The organism is Streptacidiphilus jeojiensis (assembly GCF_042510965.1).
GTDB classification, from domain to species: Bacteria; Actinomycetota; Actinomycetes; order Streptomycetales; family Streptomycetaceae; genus Streptacidiphilus; species Streptacidiphilus jeojiensis.
The window spans coordinates 134,011-147,594 of sequence record NZ_JBEUKS010000004.1 but is presented as its reverse complement, the minus strand read 5'-3'; the positions used below and the strand labels follow the sequence as shown (position 1 = coordinate 147,594).

The window sequence follows — 13,584 nt, the reverse complement described above, 5'->3', positions numbered from 1 at the left end:
CCGCCTGCCGCCACGATCATGGCCGCAGGCGGGCCCGGTCTCGTTGTCAGTTGGTGAAGTAGCCGCTCAGGTCGCCGACGACGTTCACCTTTCCGGCGTAGTTGTAGATGGCGACGGTGCCGTCGGCGCCGATCGGGATCAGTGCCAGGTTGGGAACTGTGGTGCCTGCGCGGAAGTTGAGCGTCGACGCCAGCGGGCGGCTTGTCCCGCCGGGATAGGCGGTCAGATAGCCGCCCGCGGTGGCGCCCGTCTCGGTCAGGGCCATCAGAACAGCGGTGGCGTTCGACGGGACCCCGTGCACACCGGCGACCTTCAACCGGAGGACGGACCCCGCACCGAGGGGTGCCTTGGTCGCACCGACGCCCGCACGGGTGTCCAGAAGGCGGGTGGGCGCGCTGCCGGTGAAGAGCCCGTAGGTACCCCGGTTGAATCCGTTGGAGAAGTAGCCCACGACGTCGACGACCACATCCGTGGTCCCCGTCTCGTTGGAGATGGTCACCGTTCCGTCTGCGCCGGCCTGGGCGATGACCATGTTGGACCGGGTTTCGTGGGCGGCGAAACTGAGTTGGGAGACGGTCGGCTTCGGCACACCGTCGTTGTAGACGGTCAGGTAGCCGCCCTTGGTGGGATTGACCGCGGTCACGTTGAGGATGAGCTCATGGGTGTCCGTGGCGTCGGGAAGTCCCGCGATACCACTGGCCTTGAACGTCAGACTTCCGTTGGCGCCGAGAGCACCGTGTGTGGTGCCGAGCTGTGACCGGGTGTCCACCAGGCGCGTGGGCGTCATCGGTGTCAGCACGTCCGTGTAGTCCGTCCCTGCCGGGACGAAGAGCCCTTCTTCGTCGACGATGACGTCGACGCTGCCGGTGGCGTTGTACAGGTTCAGGGTGTCATCGGTGCCGAGCGGTACGGTGATCAGGCTGGACACCGTCTGCCCGGATGCGAAGTTGAGGACCGAGGTCGTGGGCCTGGCACTGCCTGCGGCGTAGGCGGTGAGGTAGCTCGAGGTCGTCGCGTTGGTGACGGTGACATTGAGCACGGCAGCCTTGGCGTGGGCGTAACCCGGGATATTGCTGATCCACTGGGGCAATTGGAGGGTCAGCACCCCCTTGGGGCCGACCTTTCCGAAGTTTCCGTACGTCTGGGTGCGCGTGTCTGCGATCCGGCTCGGCGGCTCGTCCGCGAAGGCGTTGCCGGTCGCCGCCGAAGCGAGCGACTGGTATGCGGCCGGAGCGGTGCGGCCGGCTGCATAGGTTGGCGAGGCGGTCGAAATGCCGGCGGAGCCGGCCGTCAACGCCAGGAGAAGAGCGACTATTCGACGCAGCATGAAGGGCTGTTCCCGTTTCGGTGGTGGTTGGTGGGCCGCAGGAGGCACAGCGGAGTCTAAGGACTGCGGGCTTCCGCGTCACTCTTGGCGGAACCGAAACGGGGCGGTGTACGCCGACGTGGTGTCGGGGTGCACCGCCCCGGGGTGGGACGAGTAGCGGGTGGTTGCCCGCGTTGTCATGGCGGTTACTTCGGGTCGCGGTTGAACGACTTGGCCGACCAGCGGTAGCCGAGGACGGTCAGGGCTGCGCACCAGATCAGCGCGATCCACCAGTTGTCGCCGATGCCGGTGCCGAGCAGTAGGCCGCGCAGGGTTTCGATGGTGGGGGTGAAGGGCTGGTACTCGGCGATGGGCCGGAACCAGCCCGGCATGGTGTGGGTGGGGATGAAGGCGCTGGAGATCAGCGGCAGCAGGATCAGCGGCTGTGCGCTGTTGCTGGCGGCCTCGGCGTTGGGGCTGGCCATGCCCATTCCGACCGCGATCCAGGTCATCGCCAGGGAGAACAGGGCCAGCAGTCCGAGGGCTGCCAGCCACTCCAGGGCGGTGGCGTCGTGGGAGCGGAAGCCGATGGCCAGGGCGACGGCGCCGACCAGGACCACGCTGGCGATGCACTGCAGCACGCTGCCGACGACGTGCCCGATGAGCACCGATCCGCGGTGGATGGCCATGGTGCGGAAGCGGGCGATGATGCCCTCGCTCATGTCGGTGGCCACGGACACCGCGGTTCCGATCACGGTGCCGCCGATGGTCATCATCAGGATGCCGGGGACGATGTAGGCGATGTAGTCGGAGCGGTCGGCGTGGCCGCCGGCGATGCCCGCGCTCATCACGTCGCCGAAGATGTAGACGAACAGCAGCAGCAGCATGATCGGGGTGAGCAGCAGGTTCAGGGTCAGTGAGGGGTAGCGGCGGGCGTGCAGCAGGTTGCGGCGCAGCATGGTGCCGGAGTCGCGGGCGGCCAGGGTCAGGGTGCTCATCGCACGGTCTCCTTGGAGGTGTCGGTGCTGGTGAGGGCGAAGAAGACGTCGTCGAGGTCGGGGGTGTGCACGGTCAGTTCGTCGGCGTGGATGCCGGCGGTGTCCAACTGGTCCAGCAGGGTGCGCAGTTGGTGCTGGCTGCCGTCGTTGGGGATCTGCAGGGTCAGGGCCTGGTCGTCGGTGGTGGCGTGGGGCAGGGTGTCGGTGGCGCGCTGGTAGGCGGCGGGGTCGGTGAAGCGCAGGCGGACGTGGCCGCCGGGGACGATGCGCTTCAGCTGCTCGGCGGTGCCCTGGGCGGCGATGGTGCCGTTGTGCAGGACGGCGATGTGGTCGGCCAGTTGGTCGGCCTCGTCCAGGTACTGGGTGGTGAGGAAGACGGTGACGCCGCCGGCGACCAGTCCGCGGATGATGCCCCACATGGTGTGGCGGCTGCGCGGGTCCAGGCCGGTGGTCGGCTCGTCCAGGAAGATGATCCGGGGGCTGCCGACCAGGGTCATGGCGATGTCCAGGCGGCGCTTCATACCGCCGGAGTAGGTGGACGCGGGCTTCTTCGCGGCCTCCACCAGGTCGAAGCGCTCCAGGAGTTCGGCGGCGGTGCGGCGGCCCTCGGAGCGGGAGAGATGGTGCAGGTCCGCCATCAGCAGCATGTTCTCCTCGCCGGTGATCAGGCCGTCGACGGCGGAGAACTGGCCGGTGACCCCGATCGTGGCGCGCACCGCCTGGGGGTCGGCGGCCAGATTGTGGCCGCCGATGTGGATGTCGCCGCTGCCCGGGTCGGCGGTGATGAGGGTGGAGAGGATCTTCACGGCGGTGGTCTTGCCGGCACCGTTCGGGCCGAGCAGGGCGAAGACCGTTCCTTCGGGGACGGCCAGGTCGATGCCGTCGAGGACGACCTTGTCGTCGTACGACTTGCGCAGCCCGTTCGCCGCGATGGCCAGGTTGGTCATGATCGGTGCTCCTCAGAGGCTGCGGGCGGTGATGTCGCCGTGGGAGGTGGTGGCCTGGATGGACAGTGCGGTGGTGCCGTCGTTCTTCAGGGAGTTGTGGACCCGGCCGTGGCCGGTGCCGGCGTCCAGGGCGGCGGAGACGCCGGGGGCCGCGGCGACGGAGATGTTGCCGGACTGGGTGAGCAGTTCGACGGTGCCGGCCGCGGCTTCGGCGATCCGGATGTCGCCGCGGGCGGTGCTGATCGTGGCGGAGCCGCCGAGACGGCCGACCTCGACGTCGCCGTCGACCGCGGTCAGCCGCAGGCTGGCAGCCTCATCGATCTTGATGGTGCGGTAGGCGCCATCGAAGACGACGTCACCCAGGCGTCCGACGCCGCGCAGCTCGGTGCTGGCGGCCTTGGCCTGGACGTGGGAGCCGGCGGGCAGTTGGACGGTGACCTCCACCGCCCCGGAGCCGAGGAGCCGGCTGTCCGGGGCTCCGGCGGTGATCCGCAGGACGCCGTCGGCGTACTCGACGGTGGTCTGCTCGGCGGTCCTGCTGTCGCGGCCCTTGGCCGGGTCGGCGGGCCGGACCTCGACGGTGGTGTCCGCGCGGTCCGCGGCGATGAACTGGACCCGACCGGCGGGGATCTCCAGGACGGCGGAGACCGGGGCGGGGGTGTCGAACTTCTGCATCATGCTCTCCCGTAGTCGTTCGTTCTTTCTGACACGGGAAACGCTACGTTGCGTTCAAGGAACTGGCAACGACTCTGTTGCTTGAAATCCCCATAGGCAAAGGTCAAGGCCAGGATTTCATTGCAATGGTTTTGAATCTAATGCAACAGGCTTCACCTTGAACGTTGCAATGGATTGAGAATGAACGCTATGACCGGTGGCTTCACGGTCGGGCGCCTCAGGTCTCCTTCCGGCCCGCCCGAACCGGACGGGCCGGGGCGGGCCGGAAGGACCTCGGTCAGGAGGGCAGACGTACCGTCAGCCGCAGCAGACGGGTGTTCTGGGCGGCGGAGAAGTTGTCGTCGCTGATCAGCAGGAGTTCGCTGAGGCCCGAGCAGGGGGATCCCGGGGCCAGGGTCATGCCCTCGTAGTTGTCCAGGATCGGGTTGGGCTGCGGTTCCGGTGCGGTCGCGCCGAGGGACGGGCACTGGCTGACATCGGCGATCAGGGTCTTCTTCGTCAGCTCGCCGCTGCCGGCGTTGCCGAGGTCGGTGACGGCGGTGACGTCGGCGGAGCGCTGGACGTTCGGGGCGGCGTAGACCTTGATGGTGTTGCCGAAGCCCGCGGTGAAGGCGGCCTCCAGGACCAACAGGCCGTGCTGGCCGTAGGCGGCGACCTCGGAGATCCGGTTGCCCGGGTCCACCTGGTAGCCGATCTCCTTGACCAGGTCGTAGCCGTGCCGGTGGTTGGCCCGGTAGACCAGGATGCGGCGGTCCGTCGCCGCGCCGGTGCTGCTGACGTCGCCGCTGAGGACACCCTCCATGGCGGCGTAGACCGTGCTGCCGTCCGGGGAGACGCTCAGGCCCTCCAGGGTGGCGTTGGACGTCGCCTGGCCGGCCGGGGCGACCAGGAAGCGGGCCGGGACGGCGAGTTCGGACTGCTGGACACCCTGGCGGTCGAACTCGCGGACCGAGGGCTCGGTCTCGGAGCTGACCAGGTAGTCGCCGTTGGGCAGGACGGCGAGACCCTCGCCGTCGAAGTCGGTCTCGTCGTAGGGGGTGCCGTCCGGCTTGCGCAGCACCAGGCTGCCGACCACCTTCGGGCTGGCCGGATCGGCGAAGAACCAGATCTTGGCGAGCTCGCCGGTGCTGTGGTCGACGACGGCGCCGTAGGCGTGGCGGCGGGCGTCGTAGCTCAGCGCGGACAGGCCGCCGACGGTGTCGCCGTCGACCACGAGCTTGTTCAGGGCGTCGCTGTAGCCCTCCGCCCAGGCGTCGGCCCCGCAGGCGAGCGACGGCGACGGGAGGTGCCCGCCGGTCGGTGCTTCGGCCCGCGCGCTCGCGGCGGGGATCGCCAGCGGCGAGGCCAGCATCAGGGCGGCGACCGCGGCGGCTCTGACGCGGCGGCTGGATCGGGTCGGGTGCGGCGTCTTGGACGGAGGCACAGGTACTCCTTCGGCGGGAGCGCTCCTGGGGAGATGTCGGAGCGGAGGCGCCCCCAGACTGGCATCTGACGTTTTGTTGAAAAAGGGGTTCCAGGGGAACATTCGGCTTCGGCTGCGCAACGCCGCCCGGAAGGTCCGGCAGGTCTGGGCGGCCGGGCAGCGCGGACGGCCCGGTCAGCTCAGGCAGCCGGCATGGGCCAGGGCCTGCTTGAGCAGGACTCCCTGCCCACCCGGCATCTCCTGCTGGACCAGCGCGGACGAGGCCTCCTGCGGGCTGAACCAGACCAGGTCGAGCGCGTCCTGACGGGGCCGGCAGTCACCGCTCACCGGGACGATGTAGGCCAGCGACACCGCGTGCTGGCGCGGATCGTGGAACGGGGTGATCCCCTGCGTCGGGAAGTACTCGGCGACGGTGAACGGCTGCAGTGAGGCCGGGACCCTGGGCAGCGCCACCGGACCGAGGTCCTTCTCCAGATGCCGCAGCAGCGCGTCGCGGACCCGTTCGTGGTGCAGCACCCGGCCGGAGACGAGGGTGCGGCTGACCGTCCCGTCCGAGCCGATCCGCAGCAGCAGTCCGATGTGGGTGACCTCGCCGCTGTCGTCGACCCGTACCGGTACGGCTTCGACGTAGAGGATCGGCATCCGGGCGCGCGCCAGTTCCAGTTCGTCGGAGGCGAGCCAGCCGGGCGTGGTTTCCGTCATGTCTGACATTGGCTGATCGTACGTGCATACCCGGGGACTTCGCGTGCGGCTCCGGGTAGATGTCCGGGTACCGGGACATGGCCTGTCGGTGCCGGCGGCTACGGTGGGGAGCATGAGGACGTACACCGTGATCGACTCGCCGGTCGGCGAGCTGACGGCGGTGGCCGAGGACGGTGCGCTGGCGGGCCTGTACTTCGAGGGCCATCTCCGCCGCCCGCCGGTGGAGACCTTCGGGGAGCGCGAGGACCAGGGCTTCGCGGCGGTGCGGCAGCAGCTGGAGCAGTACTTCGCCGGTGCCCGCCGGGAGTTCGAGCTGCCGCTGGCACCGGTGGGGAACGACTTCCAGCGCCGGGTCTGGGACCTGCTGCTGACCCTCCCCTACGGCGGGACCACCTCCTACGGCGAGCTCGCCCGCCGGCTCGGCGACCCTGCGCTGGCCCAGGCCGTCGGCGCCGCCAATGCGCTCAACCCGGTGTCGGTGGTGGTCCCCTGCCACCGGGTCCTGGCCGCGGACGGCAGCCTGCGCGGCTATGCGGGCGGGCTGGAGCGCAAGCGGTTCCTGCTGGAGTTGGAGGAGTCCGCGGAGGAGAAGGCGGCCCGGCTCTTCTGACGCGGGAGCGGGGAGCGGGGAGCAGGGAGCAGGGCCGAGGGAGCGCGGCGGGCGGCTACGGCGCGGGCTGCGGGGCCGGCCCGTCCGGGCGGGGGCCGGTCCGTGCTGCCGGCTCCACCGGTTCCGGCGGCGCCACCGGTTCGGCCAGGAACTCGACCAGGGCGAGGGCCAGCACCAGGCCCAGCACCAGGGCGACGATCACCCCGGCGGTCGCACGGCTCCAGAACGCCAGGATCAGCGCGGCCGCGGCCAACAGCGCCCAGTTGACCCAGAGCTGATGGCGGCGCAGCCAGGGGGCGACCGGGCCCAGGCGCATCCCCGCCTGCGCGGCGGCGTGATGGGCCGCGCCCAGGCCGGAGCTCCACACCGACCTGACCCGCCGCGCGTACCCGCCGGGGCCGCTGAGCCAGCTGCCCAGCGCCACGGCGACGCCCAGTACGGCCACCGTGCGCACCGAGACCCGGATGAAGTGGACCAGCGCGTCGAAGACCGCGGCGGCGGCGTCCGAGGACACCCCGGTGGGCAGCGAGTCCAGATAGACCGCCCGTGCGGCGACCAGGGCCACGCCGAGGACGACCGCACCCGCGGCGACCGCCAGCGCCGCCGTCACCAGGGCTCGGCGGCGGCGGACCGCCAGCAGCACCCCGGCCGCCGCGATCAGCACCACGATCACCGGCAGCCAGACACCGGCCAGCTGCAGCAGCCGGAATCCGGTCTTCAGCCTCCCGATCCGGTCGTCCGTCGCCACGGTGAACTGGGTGTGCACCTCCGGGATCCTGGCCGCGGCGGTGACCCCTTGATCCACCAGCAGCTGTTTGACCTGGTCGATGACGGGAGCGAGATCGATGGTGACGGCGTTGCCGGTGAGCTGCACGGCGCCGCCGCCGGCACCGGTGAGGGCCTTGTCCAGGGAGGCGTGGATCCGCCGGTTGGCCTCGGTCCAGACGGTGGCGAAGGCGCTGCTCTGCACGGCCCGGTCGGCCAGTGAGCGGATCAGACTGGTGAGGGCGCTGGTCAGCGAGGTGTCCAGAGCCGACCCGACCCTGGGCAGGCTGCTGGTGGGCAGACCGCTCAGCAGCGCGTCGACCGGGATCTGCTGCACCAGGGCGGTGGTCACCCGGTTGGCCACGGCGTCCTGCACGGCCGGATCCGAAGCCAGCGGGGCCACTGTGGCGACATAGCGGTCGGTGTCGCCGATCTCCTGGCTGGCCCACACCGCGACCACGCTCAGCGGGGTGAGCACTGCGGCGACCAGGATCAGTGCCACCGCTGCGAAGGAGCGCAGCCGGTGCCGCTCGCGCCGCGGCCCGGCCTCCAGCGCGGCGACCCGCTCGCGCAGCGCGGAGAGCTCCGCCTGCTGCGGATCGTCCGACATCCGTGCCTCCCGGCCGTGGGTCCCAGGGTGTCCCACTGTGCGGCGTGCCGGGTCGCGACGCTTCCGGGGTGGGCCGAACGGGGGCTGACCGCCACTCAGCCGGCAGGTGACGGCAGATCAGGTACGGAAGGCGCCGGCCCCGGGCACGCCGCAGGGCGGGCACGCCGCAGGGCGGGCACGCCGCAGGGCGGGGACCCCGCCTGAAGCGAGGTCCCCGCCCTGCGGCGTGGGGGCGCCGGGCCGGCGAGCGGCCCGGCGCCCGGGATCAGCCCTTCGGCGCACCGAACGGCTTGGGTCCCTTGGGGGGCAGCGGCTTCTTGCCGTGAGCCGGCTTCGGCGGCGGGGGCAGCTGCTTCTTGGGCTTGGGCAGCGGCAGCGGGGGGAGGGCCATGGTGATTCCTTTCCTATTCCTCTCCGGGTTCGGAGGGGAGCCAATTTCTTTCCGCTCGGGGCCGGATTTTCCGGTCGGCCCCTTGCGGTGGAACTGACCATACAGACCTCCCCGGGCCCGGTTCGGTTCCGTCATTTCCGGCGCCCGCCGCACTCCGTCGCAATTCACAGGAACCGCCTCTTACCGGATGCATTCCCGTCTGCCTCTATGTGACTGGGCTGTGCCTCCGAGGCGCGATCCTGTGAAACCCCGAAGTCGGCCCGCGGGGGCGTAATTCTCAGGCCGCCACAGTTTCGCCACGTTTCCGCCCCAGGGTCACCATGCACCGTCCACCAGGTGTTATGTCCTCCGAGTTTCAGTCGATGCTGTCAATCCTGTGGTGTTGATATCGGCAGCCTGTGAGTATTCCCTTCCGGCCGGAACGTGCCCATTCGACGGAACCACGGGACCCGTTCCCCGGTCTGTAGGTTCGGAATTCGCCGGTGCGGTACACAAGGAAAGCGGGGGCCATGAACGACAACACCCTCATGATCAGACTGGGGGATCTGGTGGAACAGGCGCCGAAACGGCGCCGCGCCAGGATCTCCGCGCGGGAGGCATTCCGGAACCTCTGGCCATTGGCCCGGGTCTGGCGGCTGCGGCTCGCTCTGGCCGCCTTCTGCCTGCTGGTCTCCTCCGCCTGCGACGTCGCCGTCGTCGCCGTGTTCTCGTACGTCACCGACCATGTGCTGACCAAGGGCGACCTCGGGCTGGTCTGGATGCCGGCGGTGCTCTGGCTGGGGCTGGCCGCCGTCGAGGGCCTGGCCACCTTCGCCGGCAACTACACGCTGAGCTGGGTCGGCGAGAACTTCCTCCGGCGGCTGCGCGACCGCACCTTCCACCACCTGCAGCAGCTCTCCCCGGACTTCTTCGAATCCCGCCCCACCGGCGACCTGGTGGAGCGGCTCACCTCCGACGTGGACGCCATCGAGGGACTGGTGGTGACCACCCCGGTCACCCTGTTCACCTGCGCCGCGAACGCGGTCTTCTTCGCCTGCGCCGCGCTGTACGTGCGCTGGGACCTGGCCCTGCTGACCTTCGCCGCCGCCCCGCTGTTCTGGCTGGCCGCCCGGGTGTTCAGCAAGCGCATCCGCAGCGCCTCCCGCGAGGAGCGGGACGGCAACGGCGCGCTCACCGCCGCCATCGAGGAGAGCCTGGCCAATATGACGCTGGTCCAGGCGTACAACCGGCAGGACACCCAGGGCGCCAAGGTGCACCGGGAGAGCGTCGCCTGGATGGGCGCGGTCATCCGGCAGTACCGGCTCTCCTACGCCTACGGTCCGCTGGCCACCCTGGTGGAGACGGTCTGCCTGCTGAGCGTGATCGTGGCCGGCGCCTGGGAGATCGCGTCCGGACGGCTGACCCTGGGCGGGCTGCTGGCCTTCTCCGCCTACCTGGGCTACCTCTATCCGCAGATCCAGTCGCTGGGATCGGTGCAGCTGAGCCTCGCCTCGTCCACGGCGGCGGCGGAGCGGGTGCTGGAGATCCTGGAGACCCGGCCCTCCGTGCGCGACCCCCAGGCCCCGTCGGGCTCCGGGCGGGCGACGTCAGCGGCGGCAGCGCCGCATTCGGCAGCGGCACCGGGCCCCAGGGCCCGCGGGGTGCTCTCCTTCGACCGGGTCGGCTTCACCTACCCGGGCACCCGGCGGCCGATCCTGGACGACGTCAGCTTCACCGCCTGGCCCGGCCAGCTGGTGCTGATCGCCGGGCCGAGCGGGGCCGGCAAGTCCACCGTCGCCAAGCTGCTGCTGCGGCTGTACGACCCGACCACGGGCACGGTCCTGCTGGACGGCCGGGACATCGCCGGGCTGCCGCTGAGCCGGCTGCGCGACACGGTCACCCTGGTTCCCCAGGAGACCATGGTGTTCGACGCGAGCATCGGCGAGAACATCGCCTACGGGCGGCCCGGGGCGAGCGTCGAGCAGATCCGCCGGGCCGCGGCCGGCGCCGACCTGGAGGCCTTCGTGGACTCGCTGCCGGACGGCTACGACACTCCGGTCGGCCCGCGCGGACGGCTGCTCTCCGGCGGCCAGCGGCAGCGGCTGGCGATCGCCCGCGCACTGGTGCGGGACACGCCGGTACTGGTCCTGGACGAGCCGACCACCGGGCTCGACGAGGCGTCGGCGGCGCGGGTGATGGAGCCGCTGCAACGGCTGATGGCCGACCGCACCACCTTCCTGATCACCCATGACACCCGGCTCGCCGAGCAGGCCGACGCCTTCCTCTCGGTCGAGCACGGCGGGCTGGTCGTCCCGGCCGCGCTCGGACTGAGGGGGCGGGTATGAACGGCACCGGGACGCTGCCGGACCCGCTTCCCGAGCCGCTGCCGGGCCGGCAGTCGGACCAGCAATCGGGCCGGCAACCCGAGCTGCTGCCGGCGCCGCGGGCGGCCGCGCTGTGCCGGCGCAGGCTCCGCACCGAGCTGCGGCTGCTGCGCGAGGACGCCGGACTGACCGGGCGTCAGGTCGCCGAGGCGATGGGCTGGTCGGTGGCCAAGGTGTCCCGGCTGGAGCGGGCCGAGGGCAGACTGCGGGACGCCGAGGTGAGTGCCGTGTGCGCGCTGTACCACGTCCCCGGGGACCGGGCCGCGGTGCTGGCCGAGTGCGCGGCGCGGACCAGGACGCCGCAGTGGTGGCAGGCCCGCGAGTACCACCGGCTGCTGCCGCCCGGCGCGGACGACCAGCTCGGCCTGGAGGCCGCCGCCTCCGAGATCGCCCTCTACGACCCGGAGGCGGTGCCGGAACTGCTGCGCACCGAGGAGTACAGCGCCGCCGTCGCCGCGCTCCCCGGCTGGAGCGGGTGGCCGCCCGGCGAGCCGTCGGCCGCGCGGGTGCGGACCCTGGTCGCCGCAGGGCACCGGCGACGCGCGGTCGTCGACCGGCCGGACGACCCGCCGCGGCTGCGGGTGGTGCTCACCGAGGCGGTGCTGCACCAGGCGTTCGGCGACCGGGAGGTGCTGCGGGGGCAGCTGCGCAGACTCGTGGAGCTGGCCCGGCGGCCCGGCGTCGAGCTGCGGGTGCTGCCCTTCAGCCGGGCGGCGGTGCCCGGTCTCGGCGGCCCGTTCGCCGTCTTCGGCTTCGCCGACGGATCGTCGCCGGTGGTGGTCCGGGAGCAGCTGACCGGGGTGCAACTGCTGGACGACCAGCCGTCGGTGGGCCGCTACCGGACCGCGGTCGGCATGCTGCTGGCCAGGGCGGCCGGCCCGACCGCCTCGCTGGCGCTGATCAGCAGCGTCGCCGGGGTCAGGTCCTGGTAGCGGATCGCCCTCGCGCGCCGGTGTCGGACACCTGATCGGGTAAACCGCTGGGGCGGGAGGCCGGGTCTCGGTAGCGTCCAGGACCATGACCTGGCTTCCCGAGGATTTCGTGCACCCCGTCCGTACCGCCGTGCTCGACGGCTACCACCTGCGCCCGATCAGGGCGACCGACACTGAGCTCGACTACCCCGCCGTGATGGGCTCGCGGGAGCGGCTGTGGTCGTTCTACGGCGAGCCCTGGGGATGGCCGGCCGCCGACATGACGGTCGAGGAGGACCGCAAGGACCTGGCCCGGCACGAGCGTGAGATCGAGGCCCACCAGTCCTTCAACTACGCGTTGTTCGACGACGCCGAGACGGTGCTGCTGGGCTGCGTCTACATCGACCCGCCGGAGAAGCCGGGCGCGGACGCCGAGTTGGCCTGGTGGGTGGTGGACGAGCTGGTCGGCACCGAGGTCGAGGCGGCGCTGGACGCGCTGGTCCCCGCCTGGATGGCGGCGGAGTGGCCGTTCCGGAAGCCCCGCTACCTGGGACGTGACATCTCCTGGCAGGACTGGCTGGCCCTGCCCGCCGCCGGGGCCTGACGCCCCGTCGGTTCCGCGGCGCCCGATCGGGGCTGCCGCTGCGTACGGCAGGCCGGCCCGGAGTCCGCCCTGGTTCGGCGGGCTTCGGGCCGACCTGCCGGTGCGCCGACCGTTCGGCCTCACCCGGTCGGCGCGGCTGACCGCATTTTCGGAACCCACCTCCGTACTCACGGTCCGACGGTGTCCGCACGCACCGCCGTTCCCGCTCCTTCCCGGTACCGGTGCGCCGTCCTCGGCCTTCCGCGGCACCGGGAATTCATGAGCGGGCCACACCACATTAGGCCCGTGCCGTTCCCCCGGCGTCGGCCGCGAGCGGGAATCCACAGGTCCGTCGAAAGGATGAGATCCGTCGTATTGTTCGGCCGTTCCGCTACACCGTGAGGCCGTTCCGGTGCGCGAAGGCGGCGAGTTGGACCCGATTACGCAGATCGAGTTTGGTGAGGATCCGGGACACATGGGTCTTCACGGTGGCTTCGCCGAGGACCAGTTCCTGGGCGATCTCGGCATTGGACCAGCCGTGGGCGACCAGCCCCAGCACGCTCAACTCCCGGCTGCTGAGCCGGTCGACCTCCTCCGAGGGCGGCTTGGCCGGCACGGCCAGGGTGTCCCGCCAGTGGTCCAGCAACTGCCGTGCGACCTGCGGCGACAGCCAGGCGTAGCCGGACGAGAGGGCCCGTACCGCGGCGATCAGATCGGCGGTCTCCTCGTCCTTGAACACCCACCCGTCCACCCCGGCCGCGGCGGCCCGCATCAGCTGGTTGTCGTCGACCTTGACGATCAGCAGCAGCACCCGCGGCGCCTGCCCGTCGGGGTGTCCGTGCAGATCCGGAATTCGGGCCAGCCACCCGGTTCCCACCGATTCAGTGTCGATCACCAGCACGTCCGGATGGCAGCGGCCGACCGCGTGCAGAGCCTCGGTCATGTCCTGTGCTTCGCCGACGATGCTGAATCCGTCGACGGCGTCGAGAACCGCGCGGAGGCCGTCCTGGAAAATCGATGAAGCACCCACGAGTGCAAGTCGTCTGTTCACCATGGCGGACCCAATTCGCCGAGCACTCGGCTTCCGCAGGATTTCGACTTCCTGACCCTGTTCACATGAACCACCTCCGGCTTTCGGGCATGTGCCTATTCGCACATCAACCTGTAGGCCACCAGCCCTGCCCCCTGGCGCAGGGGCCGTCGACCGGGCCCGTGCCACCGCTGCCGGACCTGGCCAGCGGCATATGCACGAGTCATACGTCAGTATGGTGGCCACCCGCCCGCCCCGGCAGGTCTCTTG

13 protein-coding genes are annotated in these 13,584 nt (G+C 70.9%); 4 read left to right on the top strand and 9 right to left on the bottom strand.

Going from position 1 to position 13,584, the window contains the following annotated elements:
• Positions 1-46: 46 nt before the first annotated feature.
• The 6 genes from ABUW04_RS13000 to ABUW04_RS12975 all read right to left on the bottom strand — a co-directional run bounded on the left by ABUW04_RS13000 (position 47) and on the right by ABUW04_RS12975 (position 6,051).
• Entirely contained in the window at positions 47-1,327 is a 1,281-nt protein-coding gene (locus ABUW04_RS13000) for a hypothetical protein (RefSeq protein WP_380564654.1), read from the bottom strand.
• A 185-nt stretch (positions 1,328-1,512) separates the two neighbouring features.
• Positions 1,513-2,304, bottom strand: coding sequence for an ABC transporter permease (locus ABUW04_RS12995; RefSeq protein WP_380564653.1), 792 nt, complete (start codon positions 2,302-2,304; stop codon positions 1,513-1,515).
• Complete coding sequence (locus tag ABUW04_RS12990; RefSeq protein ID WP_380564652.1) at positions 2,301-3,251, bottom strand: ATP-binding cassette domain-containing protein; 951 nt, start codon at positions 3,249-3,251, stop codon at positions 2,301-2,303. The genes ABUW04_RS12995 and ABUW04_RS12990 overlap by 4 nt, the downstream gene beginning before the upstream one ends.
• 12 nt (positions 3,252-3,263) lie before the next feature.
• Positions 3,264-3,926, bottom strand: coding sequence for a DUF4097 family beta strand repeat-containing protein (locus tag ABUW04_RS12985; RefSeq protein WP_380565023.1), 663 nt, complete (start codon positions 3,924-3,926; stop codon positions 3,264-3,266).
• A 277-nt stretch (positions 3,927-4,203) separates the two neighbouring features.
• Positions 4,204-5,349, bottom strand: a complete 1,146-nt coding sequence (locus ABUW04_RS12980; RefSeq protein ID WP_380564651.1) for an esterase-like activity of phytase family protein — start codon at positions 5,347-5,349, stop codon at positions 4,204-4,206.
• A 174-nt stretch (positions 5,350-5,523) separates the two neighbouring features.
• On the bottom strand, positions 5,524-6,051 hold the full coding sequence (locus tag ABUW04_RS12975; protein WP_030257928.1) for an NUDIX hydrolase family protein: 528 nt from the start codon (positions 6,049-6,051) through the stop codon (positions 5,524-5,526).
• 112 nt (positions 6,052-6,163) lie between these two features.
• Here ABUW04_RS12975 and ABUW04_RS12970 point away from each other — a divergent pair, with 112 nt between their 5' ends.
• On the top strand, positions 6,164-6,661 hold the full coding sequence (locus tag ABUW04_RS12970; protein ID WP_030257930.1) for a methylated-DNA--[protein]-cysteine S-methyltransferase: 498 nt from the start codon (positions 6,164-6,166) through the stop codon (positions 6,659-6,661).
• Positions 6,662-6,716: 55 nt separating this feature from the next.
• Here ABUW04_RS12970 and ABUW04_RS12965 read toward each other — a convergent pair whose 3' ends face one another.
• Both ABUW04_RS12965 and ABUW04_RS12960 read right to left on the bottom strand, forming a co-directional pair.
• Entirely contained in the window at positions 6,717-8,036 is a 1,320-nt protein-coding gene (locus tag ABUW04_RS12965; RefSeq protein ID WP_380564650.1) for a hypothetical protein, read from the bottom strand.
• Between the two features lie 265 nt (positions 8,037-8,301).
• Entirely contained in the window at positions 8,302-8,427 is a 126-nt protein-coding gene (locus tag ABUW04_RS12960) for a hypothetical protein (RefSeq protein WP_269665019.1), read from the bottom strand.
• 509 nt (positions 8,428-8,936) lie between these two features.
• Between ABUW04_RS12960 and ABUW04_RS12955 the strand changes: the two genes are divergently transcribed.
• The 3 genes from ABUW04_RS12955 (at position 8,937) to ABUW04_RS12945 (ending at position 12,305) form a co-directional block, all read left to right on the top strand.
• Entirely contained in the window at positions 8,937-10,751 is a 1,815-nt protein-coding gene (locus tag ABUW04_RS12955; RefSeq protein ID WP_380564649.1) for an ABC transporter ATP-binding protein, read from the top strand.
• The gene (locus ABUW04_RS12950; RefSeq protein ID WP_380564648.1) at positions 10,748-11,722 is read left to right on the top strand and encodes a helix-turn-helix domain-containing protein; all 975 of its coding nucleotides are present in this window, start codon (positions 10,748-10,750) and stop codon (positions 11,720-11,722) included. The genes ABUW04_RS12955 and ABUW04_RS12950 overlap by 4 nt, the downstream gene beginning before the upstream one ends.
• Positions 11,723-11,807: 85 nt before the next feature.
• Positions 11,808-12,305 carry a GNAT family N-acetyltransferase gene (locus tag ABUW04_RS12945; protein ID WP_030257937.1) on the top strand — a complete coding sequence of 166 codons (498 nt, stop codon included), beginning with the start codon at positions 11,808-11,810 and terminating at the stop codon, positions 12,303-12,305.
• Between the two features lie 370 nt (positions 12,306-12,675).
• Here the strand turns inward: ABUW04_RS12945 and ABUW04_RS12940 are convergent, their stop codons facing one another.
• Positions 12,676-13,338: a response regulator transcription factor gene (locus ABUW04_RS12940; protein WP_380564647.1), complete on the bottom strand. Its 663-nt coding sequence runs from the start codon at positions 13,336-13,338 to the stop codon at positions 12,676-12,678.
• Positions 13,339-13,584 lie beyond the last annotated feature (246 nt).